Below are 16,326 nucleotides of genomic sequence, written 5' to 3'. Positions count from 1 at the left end.
GTCCTGCCGCCCGCTTCTCCCGCTCGGGTCCTGCCCCGCCGGTGCGTACCGGCGGGGCAGGCGGGTCTCACGCGGAGGGACCGAGCAGGACGGGCAACTCGGCATGACCGTTCGAGATGAACGATGCCTGCGGACGGATCTGCCCGGGCGCCACCGCGAGCGACATCCCGGGGAACCGGGCGAACAGGGCGGAGAGGGCGACGGCGGTCTCCAGCCGCGCCAGAGGAGCCCCGAGGCAGTAGTGGACCCCGTGGCCGAAGGCCAGGTGTTCGCGCCGGGCGGCCCGCGTCACGTCGAACCGGTCCGCCGAGTCGCCGTGATGCTCGGGATCGCGTCCCGCCGAGGCGTAAGCGATCATGATCGGGTCGCCCTTGGGGATGACCACGTCACCGACGGCGATCTCCTCCACGGCGTACCGGAGGATCGAGTGGGCACCCGGCGCCTCCAGGCGCAGGGTCTCCTCGATGACGTCGTCCCACGTGGCACCGCCGCCGAGCACGAGGGCGAGCTGGTCCGGGTGGCCGAGGAGGGCGTGCACGGCGTTGTCGATCAGGTTGACCGTCGTCTCGTACCCGGCCGTGTACAGCAGGATCAGATTGTCGGCGAGTTCCTTCTCGCTCAGCTGCTCGTTGTTCTCGTCCCGTACCGCGATCAGGTCGGCCGTGAGGTCGTCCCCGGGCTGCTCGCGCTTGAGGACGAGCAGTTCCGCCATCGTGGCGTACAGGCGCGTGGCGTTCGCGAGCGACTCCTCCGCGGAGGAGGTCGTGGAGAAGAAGCCCTTGATGATCTGCTGGATCTCGCCGCGCATGTGCTGCGGAATCCCGAAGAGTTCGCACATGACCTGGTTGGGGACCGGGTGGGCGAACGCCTCGCGCAGATCCACCGGCCGGTCGGACGGCAGGGCGGCGAGGCCGTCGAGGACGCCCTGGGCGATCTCCTCGATGCGCGGCCGCAGCGAGGCGACGCGGCGGGCGGTGAAGGCGGAGGCCACCGGCTTGCGCAGTCGTGCGTGGTCCTCCCCGTACGCGGTGACCATGTTCTGGACCGACACCCAGATGGCCAGGGGCCAGTCCTGGGGTATCTCGCCCGCCTTCCACGCGTCCCAGTGCCGGTAGGCGTCCTTGGAGACCCGCGGGTCGGTCAGCAGCTGCTTGATCAGGTCGTATCCGGTGACCGACCACACCACCACTCCGCCGGGCAGCTCGACCCGGGCGACCGGGCCTTCTTTGCGGATCCGGGCGATTTCACCGTGGATATCGGCTCCGGAGGGGTCGATGGCGAACGGGCACTGAGGGCTCTGCACAAAAGTCTCCGATACGGGTTTCGACCGCGACGGTCTGCGCTTATTCCGGGGCGGTCGTGGGATCGTGCCGCAGCCGTGCCACGACAGCGGCCGTTCGCTCGTCGAACGCCGCCGTGTCCAAAGCGGTGTTGAATTCCTTCTGGAAGGTTCCCCTGGCCTCTTCGGCGATCGTCCGTCCCTGGTCGGTGATCACCGCGTAGGTACATCGGCGGTCGCGTGCGCCGATCTCCCGCGTGGCCAGCCCGCTGCTCTCCATACGGGCGATCAGCCGGCTCACCGTGGACTGGTTGAGCCCGATCGCGTCGGCGAGGTCCTGCATGCGGATGCCCCCGCGATCGGCTTCGGTCAGGGTCGACAGGGCCGTGAACTCCGAGACGGAAACGCCGTGCCGGCGTGTGAGCCGTTTGTCGAGGGAGCTGGAAAGCAGACCCGTCAGCTGGGTCAGCTGACGCCACATCTCGATCTCCGCGCCGTGGCGTCGACCAGAAGCAACCATGACTCTCTCCGCAAACCGCATGGCCGGCCGGCTACCAGCGCGTCCGTCAATACTAATGCTTTCGCAAGCATGCGCCAACTGTCGGTACGGGGCGCGATCACGCCCCGTAGGTCCGGCGGTACTCGGCGAACCGCTGTCCGAGCTCCCGCCGCGAGAGTCCGAACTCCTCGGGCTCGAAGTGCCAGGCGCTCTGGGCCGACATGGCGGCCTCCCGGGCCAGGGCCACCATGTTCTGCTCGACCACCGGGGTCGTCGGCACGCCCACGAAGGCGGTCGCCCTGCGCAGCGTGGCCACGGGGTCGCCCACCAGGTCGGCGTGCCGGATGTCCAGGATCCGGTCCTCTCCGATGCGCGTGCGCGAGGCCTCGGCGTCGGCGAAGTGCCGCTCCAGCCAGTCCGCCCACTCGGCCCCGACCTCGGCGGGGTCCACGACCCCGGCCGAGTCCGCTATCCGCTGGGACCAGGCGATCCCGGCGGTGCTCGCCAGGACGTCGGCCGGATCCCGGTGCATGCGGATGATGCGGGCCCGCGGGTAGACGCGTACGAGGTCGCTCAGGTACGGGGCGTGGAACGGGTCGCGCAGCACGAGCGCGCCGCCCGAGACCCGGTTGCAGACGGCCTGGAGCTGCAGCCGGTGGAAGCCGTAGGCGGGGACCATGTCCTGGCCCTCCATCCACGAGGAGTAGCTCGGGACGTGGTGGGCCATCGAGAGCGCGGGACTGTGGAAGGTGTTGGCGAGGAGCCACTGGCACGAGCCCGGGCGGGTGGCCTGGCGCAGCAGGCCGACGGCGCGGCCGGCGGTCGTGCGTCCGCCGGCGACCGCGTGGGCCCGGCCGCGGGCGATCAGGGCGCGACGCTCGCCCGGCGTTTCCGCCCCGGACGCGGGGTCCGCGAGTTCCCACATGGCGGGGGCGTCGACGCCGGGATGCTCGGCGAGCAGGTTGTGGAGCAGGGCCGCCCCGGTGCCGGGCATGCCCGTGATGAACACGGGTGCGTCCAGCGCCGGCGACGAAGGGGGGCGCAGCGCGGACACGCGTCGTTGCATCGCCAGGGACGACTTGATGCGGGAGCGGACGGCGGCCACGCCGGAGGGGGACAGCCGGGCTTCGGAGTTGATCGAGTCGACGAACCGCTCCAGGGCGTGCTGGAACGGAGCTTCGCGCCCCTTCGTCAGCGTGTCGCTGTCAGACGGCCGAACCAGGTCCTCCATGTCCAGGAATCCGGCGTAGCCGGTAGTGCGCTCCCTCATCAAGACCCCTCAGTTGCTGATCAGGCATGGACCAACGAATGGCTGGACGCCAGGACTGAGGGGCATGGATAGCGGACGACCCCCCCAGTCGACACAAAAAAACCTACATGCTGGTTGTGAATTCGCCAAGTTCCTGGGGGTGTAGCGGTTCTTGAGGGGTGTAATTTGCCTCTATGTCAGGGTGTGTCCTACTTTTCTGGATCGGAAGCCGCGAGACGACGACTGGAATCAATCCAATAACCGGCATCTGTGCATGTTCTGCCGGGCAAGCTGGGCCGAAAAGGGCAGACGTGCGTCAGCGGGCGGGCCAGTTGCGCAGCAGGGCGTCGAGGGCGTCGATGATGCGCTCCCACGTCTCCTGCGTGTCGGGAGCGCTGTGGCTGAAGCCGCCGCCCAGCTCCAGGTCGACGTAGCCGTGGAAGACGCTGCCGAGGAGCCGTACCGCATGCGTCTGGTCGGGCTCGGTCAGGTCGTAGCCGCGCAGCACCGCCCGGGCCATCTGTGCGTGCCGTACGCCGGCGCTCGCGGCGGCGGTCTCGGGGTCGAGCCGCGTCCGGGTCGCGGCGTAGCGGCCGGGGTGCTCCCGGGCGTAGTCGCGGTAGACGTCGGCGAACGCGGTCAGCGCGTCCTTGCCGGCCCGCCCCGCCAGGGCGTCGGAGGCGCGGTCCGCGAGTTCGTCCAGGGCGAGCAGGGCGATGCGGGTCTTCACGTCCTGGGAGCCCTTCACGTGCGAGTACAGGCTCGCCACCTTGACGTCGAAGCGCCGGGCGAGCGCCGAAACGGTCACCTGGTCGAACCCGACCTCGTCGGCCAGTTCCGCCCCGGCGCGGATCAGGCGCTCCGTCGTCAGTCCTGCGCGTGCCATGGTCTCGCACCTTTCGCTCGCTAGCCTTGGTTGATTATGTATTTGCCTAATGGATTTAGGCAAATTAGCCTGATGTTATGGAACCACTGACCGAGCAAGCGATCCGCGGCGCGTTCGTGAACTGCAGCAAGGGTGAGGCGAAGCGGCTGTCCGTCCCCCGCGACCTGGCCGAACGGCCGTGGGGCGATCTGGACTACCTCGGCTGGCGCGACCCGCAGGCCCCGGCCCGCGCCTACCTCGTCGTCGAGCTGGACGGCCGCGTGCAGGGCCTGGTGCTGCGCGGTGCGCCCGTCTCCTCCTTGCAGGCGCAGCGGAGCATGTGCTCGATGTGCCTGACCGCGCACTCGGGCGGCGTCTCGCTGATGGTCGCGCCGAAGGCCGGGCAGGCCGGCAAGCAGGGCAACTCGGTGGGCGCGTACATCTGCAGCGACCTCGCCTGCTCGCTGTACGTACGGGGCAAGAAGGACGCGGGCGTCGGCGGACGGCTGCACGAGACGATCTCCCTGGAGGAGAAGATCCGGCGGACCGTGGAGAACGTCGCCGGGTTCGTGGCCAGGGTGATCGCCTGACGCGGCCGTGGGTCAGGAGCCGTTCAGATAGGCGAGGACGGCGAGGACCCGGCGGTTGTCGTCGTCGGACGGCGGGAGTCCGAGCTTGGCGAAGATGTTCGACGTGTGCTTTGCCACCGAGCGCTCGGTGATGACCAGTTGCTGCGAGATGGCCGCGTTGGAGCGGCCCTCCGCCATCAGCTCCAGGACCTCGCGCTCGCGCGGGGTCAGGTGCCCCAGGGGCTCCCCGCGCGTGTTGCGGGCGAGGATCTGGGAGATCACCTGGGGGTCCATGGCGGTGCCGCCGGCCGAGACGCGGCGGACCGCGTCGATGAACTGCTCCGCGTTGAACACCCGGTCCTTGAGCAGGTAGCCGATGCCTCCGGTGCCGCTCTCCAGGAGCTTCCGGGCGTAGAGCTGTTCCACGTGCTGCGAGAGGACCAGGACCGGCAGGCCGGGGATCTGCCGGCGCGCCTGCAAAGTGGCCTGAAGTCCCTCATCCGTGAAGGACGGGGGGAGGCGGACGTCCACCACCGCCACGTCGGGTTTGAGGGTGAGCAGGGCCCGTGCGAGGTCGGGGCCGTTGTCGACCGCCGCGACGATCTCGCAGTCGTAGGCCTCCAACATCCGGACGAGACCATCGCGGAGGAGGAACAGGTCCTCGGCCAGGACAACGCGCAACTCGGGGCTCCCGCAGGTGTGTCGCCGGTGGTACGACGAATCTAACGAGGCGGTGATCGGCGTGCACCTCTCGCCGTGCTTACGCGCCACTCGCACGGCCACCGGCGGACACCGACGGGGTCAGGGCGATGGCCGTGAGGATCAGGCCGCCCCGGACCGCCCAGTGGCCCGTGAAACCGGACAGCCGCACCCCTTCGACGACCGGGCCCGGTACGAGCAGCCGCGCGGAGAAGGTGCCGGTGCCGGGGTGGAGCGTGACCCGGCACTCCAAGAAGTCCAGGAAGACGCGGGCCAGCGGGAACCAGGTCTTGTAGACGCTCTCCTTGGCGCTGAACAGCAGCCGGTCCCAGCAGACCCCGGGGTGCTCCGAGGCGAGCAGGGCCAGCTGCCGCTGTTCTTCGGGCCGCGCGATGTGGCGCAGGATCCCCGGGTTGGGCAGGGGCTCGTTGCGTTCCGCGTCCATGCCGATGCCGAGGAGTTCCGCGGCGCGGCCGACCGCGGCGGCCCGGTAGCCGGTGCAGTGCGTCATCGTGCCGATGAGTCCGTCCGGCCAGCCAGGGGCTCCGCGCAGCCCGGGCAGCAGGGGGGCCGGCGCGAATCCGAGGCGGCCCATGGCGATGCGCGCGCACGAGCGGACGGTGGCGAACTCGCGGCGTCGCGACTCGACGGCGCGGGCCACCACCTGCGCCTCCTCCGGGAACAGGGTGCTCAGGGGAACGTCGTCGAAGGCCTCGACGAACGCGACGTGCGGGGGCATCAGTTCGGTCTTGTACCCCGTGCCCGGGGCACGGGATCCGCTGTCGGGCACGGTCATCTCCGTCCGCCCGCGCAGTGGGGAGGGAAGGGGCATGAGTGCGGCATTCGCCTTCGCCGAACAGAACCGGTCGAAGGACGTGCCGAACCCCCAGCTTTTCAAGTACGCGGTCCACGGCGCCATCCCGCACGGCCAAGGGTCGGGTACGCGTATGTGTGGTCGATGGAGGGGGAGGGGGCGGGGCGGCCCGGGCGGTGGCCCCGGACGGGGGGTGGGGGTGTTGCCGGCACCACCCCCGGGACACCTCTTACGCCCGTGTCGGCGCCGCGGCCGCGTTCGTAGCGTGGAACCACTGAACGACGGGGACCGATGACTACGGAGATGTGAACGTGGATACCCACAGCAGCGCTGACGTGAATGCCGTGATCCGGCTCGTTGACGTGCGGAAGGTGTACGGCCGGGGCGACAACCGGGTTTCGGCGCTGAACGGAGTCTCGATCGACTTCCACCGACGCGCCTTCACCGCCGTGATGGGCCCCTCCGGATCGGGCAAGAGCACCCTGCTCCAGTGCGCCGCCGGTCTGGACGAGCCCACCTCCGGCTCCGTGCGGCTGGCCGGCCGGGAACTCGCCGGACTGAGCGAGACCGAGCTGACGCTGCTGCGCCGCGAGCAGATCGGCTTCATCTTCCAGTCGTTCAACCTGCTGCCCGCGCTGACGGCCGAGCAGAACGTCTGCCTCCCCCTCCAGCTGGCCGGCCGCAAGCCCGACAAGGCCCAGGTCCGGGCGGTTCTGGAGCAGGTCGGCCTCAAGGACCGGCGCAATCACCGGCCCGGCGAGATGTCCGGCGGCCAGCAGCAGCGGGTGGCCATCGCCCGGGCCCTGGTGAGCCGGCCCGCGGTGATCTTCGCGGACGAGCCGACCGGTGCGCTGGACACCAAGACCGCCGCCTCCATCCTGAACCTGATGCGCGACGCCGTGCGGTCCGGCGGGCGGACGATCGTCATGGTGACCCACGACCCCGTGGCAGCCTCCTACGCCGACCGCGTCGTCTTCCTGGCGGACGGTCGGTTCGCCGGCGAGATCCACCAGCCCACCGTGACGGTGGTCGCCGAGCACCTGGCCCGCCTCGGCGCCGACAGCCTCGGCGCCGACAGCCTCGGCGCCGACAGCCTCGGCGCCGACAGCCTCGAGGCGCAGCCCGCCGACGCGTACGCACCGCGGAGCGCCGCCTGATGTTCCTGCTCGCCATGCGCACCCTGCGCTTCCGCAAGGGCAGCTTCATCGCCGGCTTCCTCGCGATGTTCCTCGGGTCCGTCCTCCTCATGTCCTGGGGCGGCCTGTTCGAATCGGGCCTGCGCAACGTCGTCCCGCCGGAGCGGCTGGCGGCCGCTCCGGTGGTGGTCGCCGGGCAGCAGGCGTACCGGCTCTCCGACGGCAGCACCGAGGTGAAGCTCCCCGAACGCGTGCCCGTCGACCGGTCCCTCGCGGACACCATCGGCAGGCTGCCGGGGGTGGAGAGGACCGTCGCCGACACCTCGCTCCCGGCCGGACTGGTCAAGGGCGACGACGTCGTCACGACGGACGTGCCCACCGTCGGCCACGGCTGGAGCTCCGCGACCCTCGCCCCCTACACCCTGACCGACGGCACCGGAGCGCAGAAGGCCGGCGAGGTCGTCCTCGACCGGCAGCTGGCCGAGCGCGCCGGCCTGCGCGTCGGCGACCAGGCGAAGATCACCCTGGCGGGCACCGACCGGACGTACAAGATCGTGGGCATCGCCCGGAACAAGGGGGTGAGCAGCCAGAAGGCCGTGTTCCTCGCGGACTCCGAGATCGCCGGACTCCTTCCCCGCAAGGACGAGGCCGACCTCATCGCCGTACTGCCCAAGCCGGGGGTCTCCACGGCCGAGCTGGCCCGGCAGGTGACTGCCGTCGCCGGGGAGCACAAGGCACTGGTGCTGACCGGGGACGCGCGCGGCCGGGCCGAGTTCCCCGAGGCCCAGCGCTCCACGATGAACCTGCAGATCGTGTCCGTCGTCTTCGGCGGCATGGTGACCGCGGTCTCGCTCTTCGGCGTGGCCTCCCCGCTGGCCCTCGCCGTCCAGCAGCGGCACCGCGAGATGGCCCTCCTGCGGGCCAGTGGCGCCGTGCCCAAGCAGCTGCGCCGGATGATCCTGAGCGAGACGTTCGTCCTGTCGATCGCGGCCACCGCCCTGGCCGTCCTGCCCGGCCGGGCGCTCAGCAGCTGGATCATGGACAGGCTGGTCGACGGCCAAGTCGCCTCCGCCCAGATGACGTTCCACCTCGGCTGGGTCTCCATCGCCGCCACCGCGGCGCTCGCCCTGGGCACCGCCCTGGGCGCCGCGGCCATCGCCTCCCGCCGGGCCACCCGGGTCCGCGCCACCGAGGCGCTCGCCGACGCCGACGTACAGCGCCGGCCGCTCGGCAAGGCCCGGATCCTCTTCGCCCTGCTCTGCTTCCTGGGCAGCGCCTCGACCGGCGTCCTGACGGTGACCGTCATGAAGGGCCCGATGGCGGGCAGCACCGCGGGCTCCTCCACCACCCTGTTCGTCATGGGGCTCGCCCTCCTCGGTCCCCGCATCGCCCAGGGCATGCTCGCCGTGCTCGGCCTGCCGATGCGCCTGTCCGGGCTCTCCGGCACCCTGGCCGCCCTCAACACCAGGGCGCGGGCCGCCCGCGTCGCGGCCGTGATCACCCCCGTCATGCTGCTCACCGGCATCGCCTGCGCCGACCTCTACATGGGGACGACGGAGGTCACCATGGCCAAGGAGCGCTACTCGGAGACGATGCACGCCGACTCGGCGCTCATCGCCCCGCCCGGCGGCTTCGGTCCCGGCACCCTCGACGAGGTCCGCAAGCTGCCCGGGGTGGGCGCGGCCTCCGAGTTCGTCAGCAGCGTCGGTTACGTCGACAGCCCCAAGGACCCCGAGCAGACCAAGGACGGCCGGCCCACCCAGGGCATCACCGCGACCGGATCCGCGGGCACGGCGCCGGTCACGCCCACGGCCGGTTCGCTGGAGAACCTGCGCGGCAACTCCGTCGCACTGGCCGAGGCGCACGCCACGTCCCTCGGACGCGGCGTCGGTGACGAGATCACCATGCGGCTCGGAGACGGCACCCAGGTCACCCTGAAGGTGGCGGCGCTCTTCGCCGCCAAGGACGGATTCGAGAGCATCCTGCTCCCGGCGGACCTGCTCGCCCGGCACACCGACACGGGCAGGGCCACCCGCATCATGGTGAAGGCCGAGCCCGGTGTGAGCGTCGCCGAAGTGACCGCCTCCCTGGCGGCGTTCGCCGCGACCCGGCCCGGAGCCGAGGCGGCCGACCGTGACGTCCTGACCGAAAGCCACGCGTCGGCCTTCAACACCGAGGTGCTCGCCAACTACCTCGTCGTGGTGGTCGTCATCGGATTCGGCGCCCTCGCGGTCGTCAACTCCCTGGTGACCTCCACGGTCCGCCGTACGAGGGAGTTCGGACTGCAGCGGCTGGCCGGCTCCACCCACCAGCAGGTGCTGCGGATGGTCGGAATTCCCTTGGTCCCCGTTCCCGTTCGTCAGCGCGTCAGCGCTCGACGGGCAGGCCCTTCGGCTCCTTGATGCGCTTCATGATGATCTGCGAGTTGACCTCGGTGATGCCGGAGAGGGCCGTCAGCTTCTCGATCCACAGGCGCTCGTACGCGCGCAGGTCCGCGACGGCGATCCGCAGCAGGCAGCCGGGGCTGCCGAAGAGCCGGTAGGCCTCGATGACGTCGGGAATGTCCTGGAGGGCCGCCTCGAACGCCTCGACCGCCTCGCGGTCGCGCCGCACCTCGACCGAGACGAGCACCTCGAAGCCGCGGCCGACCGCCTCGGGGGAGATCACGGCACGGTAGCCCTGGATCACCCCGTCCTGTTCCAGCTGGCGCACCCGGCGCATACAGGGGGAGGGGGTCAGACCCACGCGCTGGGCGAGTTCCTGGTTGCTGAGGCGGCCGTCGGCCTGCAGCTCGCGCAAGATTTCCCGGTCGATCGCGTCCATGGCGCAATTATCGCCCAGGACCACGGGACAGCCTGGGTGGAAGACGCAATCACATTGCGCATAAGTCGCTCTATCATTGCTGCTTTAGGTACATACGTACGAGTGAAGTGAAGGGTGGCCAGGACGCATGGGACGGATCGTCGTCATCAGCACCGGCGGGACGATAGCCAGCCGCTGGCAGGGCTCCGGCTTCGCCGCGGACGCCGACGGCAGCGAGGTGATCGCCACCGCGCCGCTGCCCGAGGGCATCACCGTCGAGGTCGTGGACCTGTTCAGCGTGAACAGCCCCCGGCTCACCACCGCCCACCAGCTCACCCTGCTGCGCACCGTGCACGAGGTGCTCGCCGACCCCGGTGTGGACGGCATCGTCGTCACGCACGGCACCGACACCCTGGAGGAGTCGGCGTTCCTCGTCGACCTCCACCACCACGACCCGCGCTCCGTGGTCTTCACCGGTTCGCAGCGGCCCATGGGCACCGCCGACGGCGACGGTCCGGAGAACCTCTACGACGCGCTGCTCACCGCCGCGAACACCCGCGGGCTCGGCGTGCTGATCACCTTCGCGGGCCGGGTGCACGCCGCGCGCGGCACCGTGAAGACGCAGGCCGTGGCGCTGGACGCGTTCGCGGACCCCTCGAAGGAACTGTTCGGGAAGATCGGCTTCGGCAAGGTCACCATCCTGCGCACCCCGCAGCGCCCCGCGCCGCTCCCGCTGCCGGCGATGCCGGAACTCCCGCCGCGCGTGGACGTGGTGATGCACCACGCCGACGGCGACCCGGTCCTGCTCAACGCCGCCGTCGAGGCCGGCGCGCGCGGCATCGTCCTCATCGGCACCGGCGCGGGCAACGCCACCCCGGAGATCGTGGACGCGGTCAAGGCCGCCGTCGGGCGCGGTGTGCTGGTCGCGCTGACCACGCGGGTCGTGGCCGGGCCGGTCACGGAGATCTACACGCACGGAGGCGCGGTCGACCTGGTCGCCGCCGGAGCCGTGCCGACGGGCACCCTCCGCGCCGGCCAGGCCCGCATCGCGGTCCTGGCCGCCCTGCTGGCCACCGACAACGAGGTGGAACAGACCCGGGTGCTGAGCCTCGCGCTCAACGCGGCGAGCCCGATCCTGGCCGAGGTGTAACCCGAGGCCCGTCTGCCGGTGCCCGCCTGCGACGCCGCTTCCCGGGGCTCCGCCCCGGACCCCGCGCCTCAAACGCCGGCGGGGCTTAAAGAACGGGGCTCCGCCCCGGACCCCGCGCCTCAAACGCCGGCGGGGCTGGATTGTTCCAGCCCCGCCGGCGTTTGAGGCGCGGGGGCTCGGGGGCAGAGCCCCCGCAACGGCGCCGCACACGCGGGGAGTCAGACGCCGCCGAAGGCCGTCAGAATGCGGTCCGCCGCAGAGGTCGGAGTGACGGAGCCCGCCCGCACCGCGGCCTCCAGCTCCGGCGCAAGCTCCCGCACGGCGGGATCCGCCCGCAACCGCTCCAGCAACTCGTCGCGGACCATCGACCAGGTCCACTCCACCTGCTGCGCCGCCCGCTTCGCCGTCAGCCGGCCCCCCGCCTCCAGCAGCGTCCGGTGCTGTTCGAGGCGGTTCCAGACCTCGTCCAGTCCGGCCGACTCCCGCGCACTGCACGTCAGGACCGGCGGCGTCCAGGCCGCGTCCACCGGGTGCATCAGCCGCAGCGCGCCCGACAGCTCCCGGGCCGCGGCCTTCGCGTCGCGCTCGTGCGGGCCGTCCGCCTTGTTCACCGCCAGGACGTCGGCCAGCTCCAGGACGCCCTTCTTGATGCCCTGCAACTGGTCGCCCGTACGGGCCAGGGAGAGCAGCAGGAAGGAGTCGACCATCCCCGCCACCGTGGTCTCCGACTGGCCCACGCCGACCGTCTCGACGAGGACCACGTCGTAGCCCGCCGCCTCCATCACGATCATCGACTCGCGGGTCGCCTTGGCGACCCCGCCCAGCGTTCCCGCCGAGGGGGACGGCCGCACGAACGCCGCCGGGTCCACCGACAGCCGCTCCATCCGGGTCTTGTCGCCCAGGATGGAGCCGCCCGTGCGCGTCGACGAGGGGTCCACCGCGAGCACCGCCACCCGGTGGCCCAGCCCCGTCAGCATCGTGCCGAACGCGTCGATGAAGGTGGACTTGCCCACCCCGGGCACACCGCTGATGCCGATCCGGCGGGCCTGGCCCGAGTGCGGCAGCAGCTCCGTCAACAGGCCCTGCGCCAGCACCCGGTGAGCGGGCAGGGTGGACTCGACCAGGGTGATCGCGCGCGCGATGAACGCGCGCTTCCCGTCGAGCACCCCCTTCGCGTAGGCCTCGATGTCGATCTTCGGCACCGGCGGCCGCCTACAGCTCGTGGCCCAGATCCGCGGCGAGCCGCGTCACCAGGTCGTGGGCCGCGTCCGGGATGACCGTTCCGGGCGGGAACACCGCCGTGGCGCCCATCTCCAGCAGCGTGGGGACATCGGCCGGCGGGATGACACCGCCCACCACGATCATGATGTCCTCACGGCCCTCCTCCGCCAGCTGCTCGCGCAGTGCCGGTACGAGGGTCAGGTGGCCGGCCGCCAGCGACGAGACGCCCACCACGTGGACGTCCGCCTCGACGGCCTGGCGGGCCACCTCCGCCGGGGTCTGGAACAGCGGGCCGACGTCCACGTCGAAGCCCAGGTCGGCGAAGGCGGTCGCGATCACCTTCTGGCCGCGGTCGTGCCCGTCCTGGCCCATCTTGGCGACCAGGATGCGCGGACGGCGGCCCTCCGCCTCCTCGAACCGGTCGACGAGGGCGCGGGTGCGCTCCACGGACGGGGACTCGCCTGCTTCGGTGCGGTACACGCCCGAGATCGTACGGATCTGGCTCGCGTGCCGCCCGTACACCTTCTCCAGTGCGTCCGAGATCTCACCCACGGTGGCCTTGGCGCGCGCCGCGTCCACCGCGAGCGCCAGCAGGTTGCCGTCGCCCCGCTCGGCCGCGTTCGTCAGCGCCCGCAGGGTGTCCTGGGTGACCGCCTCGTCGCGTTCCTCGCGCAGCCGCCGCAGCTTGGCGATCTGCTGGGAGCGCACCGAGGAGTTGTCGACCTTCAGGACGTCGATGGCCTCGTCGCTCTCCACGCGGTACTTGTTGACGCCGATCACCGGCTGCCGGCCGGAGTCGATCCGCGCCTGCGTACGCGCCGCGGCCTCCTCCACGCGCAGCTTCGGGATGCCCGCGTCGATGGCCTGCGCCATGCCGCCGGCGGCCTCGACCTCCTCGATGTGCTGCCAGGCCCGGCGCGCCAGGTCGTACGTCAGCTTCTCGACGTACGCGCTGCCGCCCCACGGGTCGATCGACCGGCAGGTCCCCGACTCCTGCTGGAGCAGCAGCTGGGTGTTGCGGGCGATGCGCGCCGAGAAGTCCGTCGGCAGGGCGAGCGCCTCGTCGAGGGCATTGGTGTGCAGCGACTGGGTGTGGCCCTGGGTGGCGGCCATCGCCTCGATGCAGGTGCGCGTCACGTTGTTGAAGACGTCCTGCGCGGTCAGTGACCAGCCCGAGGTCTGCGAATGCGTGCGCAGCGACAGCGACTTGGCGTTCTTCGGGTCGAACTGCTTGACCAGGCGCGCCCACAGCAGGCGGGCGGCGCGCAGCTTCGCGACCTCCATGAAGAAGTTCATGCCGATCGCCCAGAAGAACGACAGGCGCGGCGCGAAGGCGTCCACGTCCAGCCCGACGGCCTGCCCGGCGCGCAGGTACTCCACGCCGTCCGCGAGGGTGTACGCCAGCTCCAGGTCGGCCGTGGCCCCGGCCTCCTGGATGTGGTAGCCGGAGATGGAGATCGAGTTGTACCGCGGCATCTTCTGCGAGGTGAACGCGAAGATGTCGGAGATGATCCGCATCGAGGGCTTGGGCGGGTAGATGTAGGTGTTGCGGACCATGAACTCCTTGAGGATGTCGTTCTGGATGGTCCCGGCGAGCTTGTCGGGGGAGACGCCCTGCTCCTCCGCCGCCACGATGTAGAGCGCGAGGACCGGCAGCACCGCGCCGTTCATCGTCATCGACACCGACATCTTGTCCAGCGGGATCCCGTCGAACAGCTGCCGCATGTCGTAGATCGAGTCGATCGCCACGCCCGCCATGCCGACGTCGCCGGTCACGCGCGGGTGGTCGCTGTCGTAGCCGCGGTGCGTCGGCAGGTCGAAGGCCACCGACAGGCCCTTCTGGCCGGACGCCAGATTGCGCCGGTAGAAGGCGTTCGACTCCTCGGCCGTGGAGAAGCCGGCGTACTGCCGGATCGTCCAGGGCTGGTTCACGTACATCGTCGGGTAGGGGCCGCGCAGGTACGGGGCCACGCCCGGGTACGTCTGGAGGAAGTCCAGGCCCTCCAGGTCCCGCCCGGTGTACAGCGGCTTGACGCCGATGCCCTCGGGGGTCTCCCACAGCAGGTCGGCGGCCGCGGTGCCGGTGGACTCCTTCACCGAGGCGCGCCACTGGTCCTCGGAGGCTCCGGAGCGGGAGGAGCCGAGCGCCAGCTCGGAGAAATCGGGGATGCTCAAGACGGCACTCCCATCCGGTCGAGTACGGAGGACAGCACGGCGACGGCGTCACAGCCGGCGAAGACGTACTCGTCCACGGAAGCCTCTGCGGTGCCCGGCCGGCCGGCGAGGAAGACGGTCGTGGCGCCCGCCGCGCGCAGCGCCTCGGACACCGCCGCGGCCTGCTCCTCGTACAGCGTGTCGCTGGAGCAGAGCACGGCCATGCCGTCGGCGCCGCTCGCGGCGTAGGCCGCGGCGGCCGTCGCCGGGTCCACCGACACCGGGTCGTGCACGGGCTCGATCCCGCCCGCCTGGAACAGGTTCGAGGCGAAGGTGGCCCGCGCGGTGTGCGCGGCCGCCGGGCCCAGCGCGGCGAGGAAGATCCTCGGCCGGGCGCCGGTCGCCGCCAGGTGCGCGTCGCTGCGGGAGCGCAGGACCTCGTACGCCTCGTCGCGCCGCACGCGCGGCAGTCCACCGGTGGGTCCGGCGGCCGCGGGCTCGCGCACGACCGGCTTCTCCGACAGCAGCGGGAACTCGCTGACGCCGGTGATCGGTTCGCGGCGCTTCGCCAGCTTCTTGGAGCGCGCGGCCCAGGTGGCGGCGAGCCGCTCGGCGACCAGCCCGGAACGCAGGGCGGCGGCCTGGCCGCCGGCCTTCTCCAGGGTCTGGAAGAACCTCCACGCGGCCTGGGCGAGTTCGTCGGTGAGGCGCTCGACGTAGTACGAGCCGCCGGCCGGGTCGATCACCCGGGCCAGGTGCGACTCCTCCAGCAGGACGGTGGAGGTGTTGCGGGCGATCCGGCGCGCGAAGGCGTCCGGCAGGCCCAGCTCGTGGTCGAAGGGGAGCACGGTCACCGAGTCCGCGCCGCCCACACCCGCGGCCATGCAGGCCACGGTGGTGCGCAGCATGTTCACCCAGGGGTCCCTGCGGGTCATCATGACCGGCGAGGTCACCGCGTGCTGCCGCTGGGCGCCCGCCTCCGGGGCCCCCGAGGCCTCGGCGATACGGGCCCACAGCCGGCGCGCGGCGCGCAGCTTGGCGATGGTGAGGAACTGGTCCGCGGTGGCGGCGTAGCGGAACTCCAGCTGCCCGAGCGCCGCTTCGACGCTCAGACCCCCCTCGGTGAGGGCGCGCAGGTAGGCGACACCCGTGGCCAGGGACAGGCCCAGCTCCTCGGCGGCGCTGCCGCCGGCCTCGTGGTAGGGCAGCGCGTCCACGGTCAGGGCGCGCACGCCCGGCCAGCCGGCGGCAGCCTCCCGGGCCAGTTCCACCGCGTCGGCCGGGTCCAGCGCCTCGCCGGTCCGGGCCTCGTGGCCCAGCGGGTCGGCGCCCAGCGAGGCCCGAGCGGCCTCGGGGGCCACCGCGCTCCCGGTGAACAGGCGCAGCAACGCGCGGGCGGCCTCGGCGTATTCGGCGCCGGCGTCCAGGGAGATCGGGGCGAGGTCCAGGTAGACCCCGTCCAGCGCCCGGGCGAGGCCGTCGACCGGCAGACCGCCGCGGCCCACGGTGAGCCAGAGGGAGGTGACCCCGTTCTCCAGGTCGGCGAGGGCCGCCTCGTTCAGGCGCACCGGATCGGTGCCCGCGAGGCGCTGGCGCACGTCCCAGCCGTTCGCGGTGGTGCCTTCCGGCCTGCCTCCGCGTACGAACGGGGCGAAGCCGGGGAAACCGGTGTCGGGAGCCGCCCCCTCGGGCGGCGCGGTGTACAGCGGGCGGGTGGTGAGCCCGTCCTCGAGTGGGGTGGACAACGCTTCTTCAGCGGCCTCGCCGGAAGCTTCCTTGCCCGACTTGCGCAGTACGCCCTCTACAAGGCGCTGCCACTGCTCATGCGTCGCGTCAGGGAACTCGGCGGCCAGGGAGAGCCCGTCGTCAGGCAGGACCGTCATGGCTCG

Annotated in this window: 14 protein-coding genes; 4 read left to right on the top strand and 10 right to left on the bottom strand. The window is 71.5% G+C overall.

Annotated elements, in window-relative coordinates; genetic code table 11:
- Window positions 1-67: 67 nt before the first annotated feature.
- The 4 genes from OG534_RS08350 to OG534_RS08335 form a co-directional block, all read right to left on the bottom strand.
- A complete protein-coding gene (locus tag OG534_RS08350; protein WP_326587449.1) occupies window positions 68-1,303 on the bottom strand; it encodes a cytochrome P450 family protein in 1,236 nt (411 codons plus the stop codon).
- Window positions 1,304-1,343: 40 nt separating this feature from the next.
- Window positions 1,344-1,799 carry a MarR family winged helix-turn-helix transcriptional regulator gene (locus tag OG534_RS08345; RefSeq protein ID WP_326587448.1) on the bottom strand — a complete coding sequence of 152 codons (456 nt, stop codon included), beginning with the start codon at window positions 1,797-1,799 and terminating at the stop codon, window positions 1,344-1,346.
- Between the two features lie 97 nt (window positions 1,800-1,896).
- Window positions 1,897-3,048 (bottom strand): sulfotransferase family protein, encoded by a 1,152-nt coding sequence (locus OG534_RS08340; RefSeq protein WP_326587447.1) that lies wholly within the window; start codon window positions 3,046-3,048, stop codon window positions 1,897-1,899.
- 295 nt (window positions 3,049-3,343) lie between these two features.
- The gene (locus tag OG534_RS08335) at window positions 3,344-3,913 is read right to left on the bottom strand and encodes a TetR/AcrR family transcriptional regulator (RefSeq protein WP_326587446.1); all 570 of its coding nucleotides are present in this window, start codon (window positions 3,911-3,913) and stop codon (window positions 3,344-3,346) included.
- A gap of 77 nt (window positions 3,914-3,990) precedes the next feature.
- Between OG534_RS08335 and OG534_RS08330 the strand changes: the two genes are divergently transcribed.
- Window positions 3,991-4,482, top strand: a complete 492-nt coding sequence (locus tag OG534_RS08330) for an FBP domain-containing protein (protein ID WP_326587445.1) — start codon at window positions 3,991-3,993, stop codon at window positions 4,480-4,482.
- Window positions 4,483-4,494: 12 nt separating this feature from the next.
- On the opposite strand, the gene OG534_RS08325 is transcribed toward OG534_RS08330, so the two are convergent.
- The gene (locus OG534_RS08325; protein ID WP_326587444.1) at window positions 4,495-5,142 is read right to left on the bottom strand and encodes a response regulator transcription factor; all 648 of its coding nucleotides are present in this window, start codon (window positions 5,140-5,142) and stop codon (window positions 4,495-4,497) included.
- 79 nt (window positions 5,143-5,221) lie between these two features.
- Window positions 5,222-5,899: a 4'-phosphopantetheinyl transferase family protein gene (locus OG534_RS08320; protein WP_442807221.1), complete on the bottom strand. Its 678-nt coding sequence runs from the start codon at window positions 5,897-5,899 to the stop codon at window positions 5,222-5,224.
- A 386-nt stretch (window positions 5,900-6,285) separates the two neighbouring features.
- Between OG534_RS08320 and OG534_RS08315 the strand changes: the two genes are divergently transcribed.
- Both OG534_RS08315 and OG534_RS08310 read left to right on the top strand, forming a co-directional pair.
- On the top strand, window positions 6,286-7,131 hold the full coding sequence (locus tag OG534_RS08315) for an ABC transporter ATP-binding protein (RefSeq protein ID WP_326587442.1): 846 nt from the start codon (window positions 6,286-6,288) through the stop codon (window positions 7,129-7,131).
- Window positions 7,131-9,512: an ABC transporter permease gene (locus tag OG534_RS08310; RefSeq protein WP_326587441.1), complete on the top strand. Its 2,382-nt coding sequence runs from the start codon at window positions 7,131-7,133 to the stop codon at window positions 9,510-9,512. Before OG534_RS08315 ends, OG534_RS08310 begins: the two co-directional genes overlap by 1 nt.
- Here the strand turns inward: OG534_RS08310 and OG534_RS08305 are convergent.
- Window positions 9,478-9,933 carry an Lrp/AsnC family transcriptional regulator gene (locus OG534_RS08305; RefSeq protein ID WP_326587440.1) on the bottom strand — a complete coding sequence of 152 codons (456 nt, stop codon included), beginning with the start codon at window positions 9,931-9,933 and terminating at the stop codon, window positions 9,478-9,480. The two genes, OG534_RS08310 and OG534_RS08305, sit on opposite strands and share 35 nt — an antisense overlap.
- A gap of 127 nt (window positions 9,934-10,060) precedes the next feature.
- On the opposite strand from OG534_RS08305, the gene OG534_RS08300 reads away from it, so the two are divergent.
- Window positions 10,061-11,062 (top strand): asparaginase, encoded by a 1,002-nt coding sequence (locus tag OG534_RS08300; protein WP_326587439.1) that lies wholly within the window; start codon window positions 10,061-10,063, stop codon window positions 11,060-11,062.
- A 218-nt stretch (window positions 11,063-11,280) separates the two neighbouring features.
- Here OG534_RS08300 and meaB read toward each other — a convergent pair whose 3' ends face one another.
- The 3 genes from meaB to OG534_RS08285 are packed head-to-tail and all read right to left on the bottom strand — an operon-like array spanning window position 11,281 to window position 16,320.
- Window positions 11,281-12,264 (bottom strand): methylmalonyl Co-A mutase-associated GTPase MeaB, encoded by a 984-nt coding sequence (gene meaB / locus OG534_RS08295; RefSeq protein ID WP_326587438.1) that lies wholly within the window; start codon window positions 12,262-12,264, stop codon window positions 11,281-11,283.
- 10 nt (window positions 12,265-12,274) lie between these two features.
- The gene (scpA, locus tag OG534_RS08290) at window positions 12,275-14,458 is read right to left on the bottom strand and encodes a methylmalonyl-CoA mutase (RefSeq protein ID WP_326587437.1); all 2,184 of its coding nucleotides are present in this window, start codon (window positions 14,456-14,458) and stop codon (window positions 12,275-12,277) included.
- Window positions 14,455-16,320 (bottom strand): methylmalonyl-CoA mutase family protein, encoded by a 1,866-nt coding sequence (locus OG534_RS08285; protein ID WP_326587436.1) that lies wholly within the window; start codon window positions 16,318-16,320, stop codon window positions 14,455-14,457. The genes scpA and OG534_RS08285 overlap by 4 nt, the downstream gene beginning before the upstream one ends.
- Between the last annotated feature and the right edge of the window lie 6 nt (window positions 16,321-16,326).

It is taken from the genome of Streptomyces sp. NBC_01294 (assembly GCF_035917235.1).
GTDB lineage: Bacteria > Actinomycetota > Actinomycetes > Streptomycetales > Streptomycetaceae > Streptomyces > Streptomyces caledonius.
Note: the sequence above shows the minus strand (reverse complement) of the source record. Positions and strands in the feature narration are given on the sequence as shown.

Coding starts and splice junctions, on each gene's coding strand:
- OG534_RS08340 (WP_326587447.1), bottom strand. CDS start 3,048: ATGAGGGAGCGCACTACCGGCTACGCCGGATTCCTGGACATGGAGGAC.
- OG534_RS08345 (WP_326587448.1), bottom strand. CDS start 1,799: ATGGTTGCTTCTGGTCGACGCCACGGCGCGGAGATCGAGATGTGGCGT.
- OG534_RS08335 (WP_326587446.1), bottom strand. CDS start 3,913: ATGGCACGCGCAGGACTGACGACGGAGCGCCTGATCCGCGCCGGGGCG.
- OG534_RS08285 (WP_326587436.1), bottom strand. CDS start 16,320: ATGACGGTCCTGCCTGACGACGGGCTCTCCCTGGCCGCCGAGTTCCCT.
- OG534_RS08320 (WP_442807221.1), bottom strand. CDS start 5,899: ATGCCCCCGCACGTCGCGTTCGTCGAGGCCTTCGACGACGTTCCCCTG.
- OG534_RS08310 (WP_326587441.1), top strand. CDS start 7,131: ATGTTCCTGCTCGCCATGCGCACCCTGCGCTTCCGCAAGGGCAGCTTC.
- OG534_RS08300 (WP_326587439.1), top strand. CDS start 10,061: ATGGGACGGATCGTCGTCATCAGCACCGGCGGGACGATAGCCAGCCGC.
- OG534_RS08330 (WP_326587445.1), top strand. CDS start 3,991: ATGGAACCACTGACCGAGCAAGCGATCCGCGGCGCGTTCGTGAACTGC.
- OG534_RS08305 (WP_326587440.1), bottom strand. CDS start 9,933: ATGGACGCGATCGACCGGGAAATCTTGCGCGAGCTGCAGGCCGACGGC.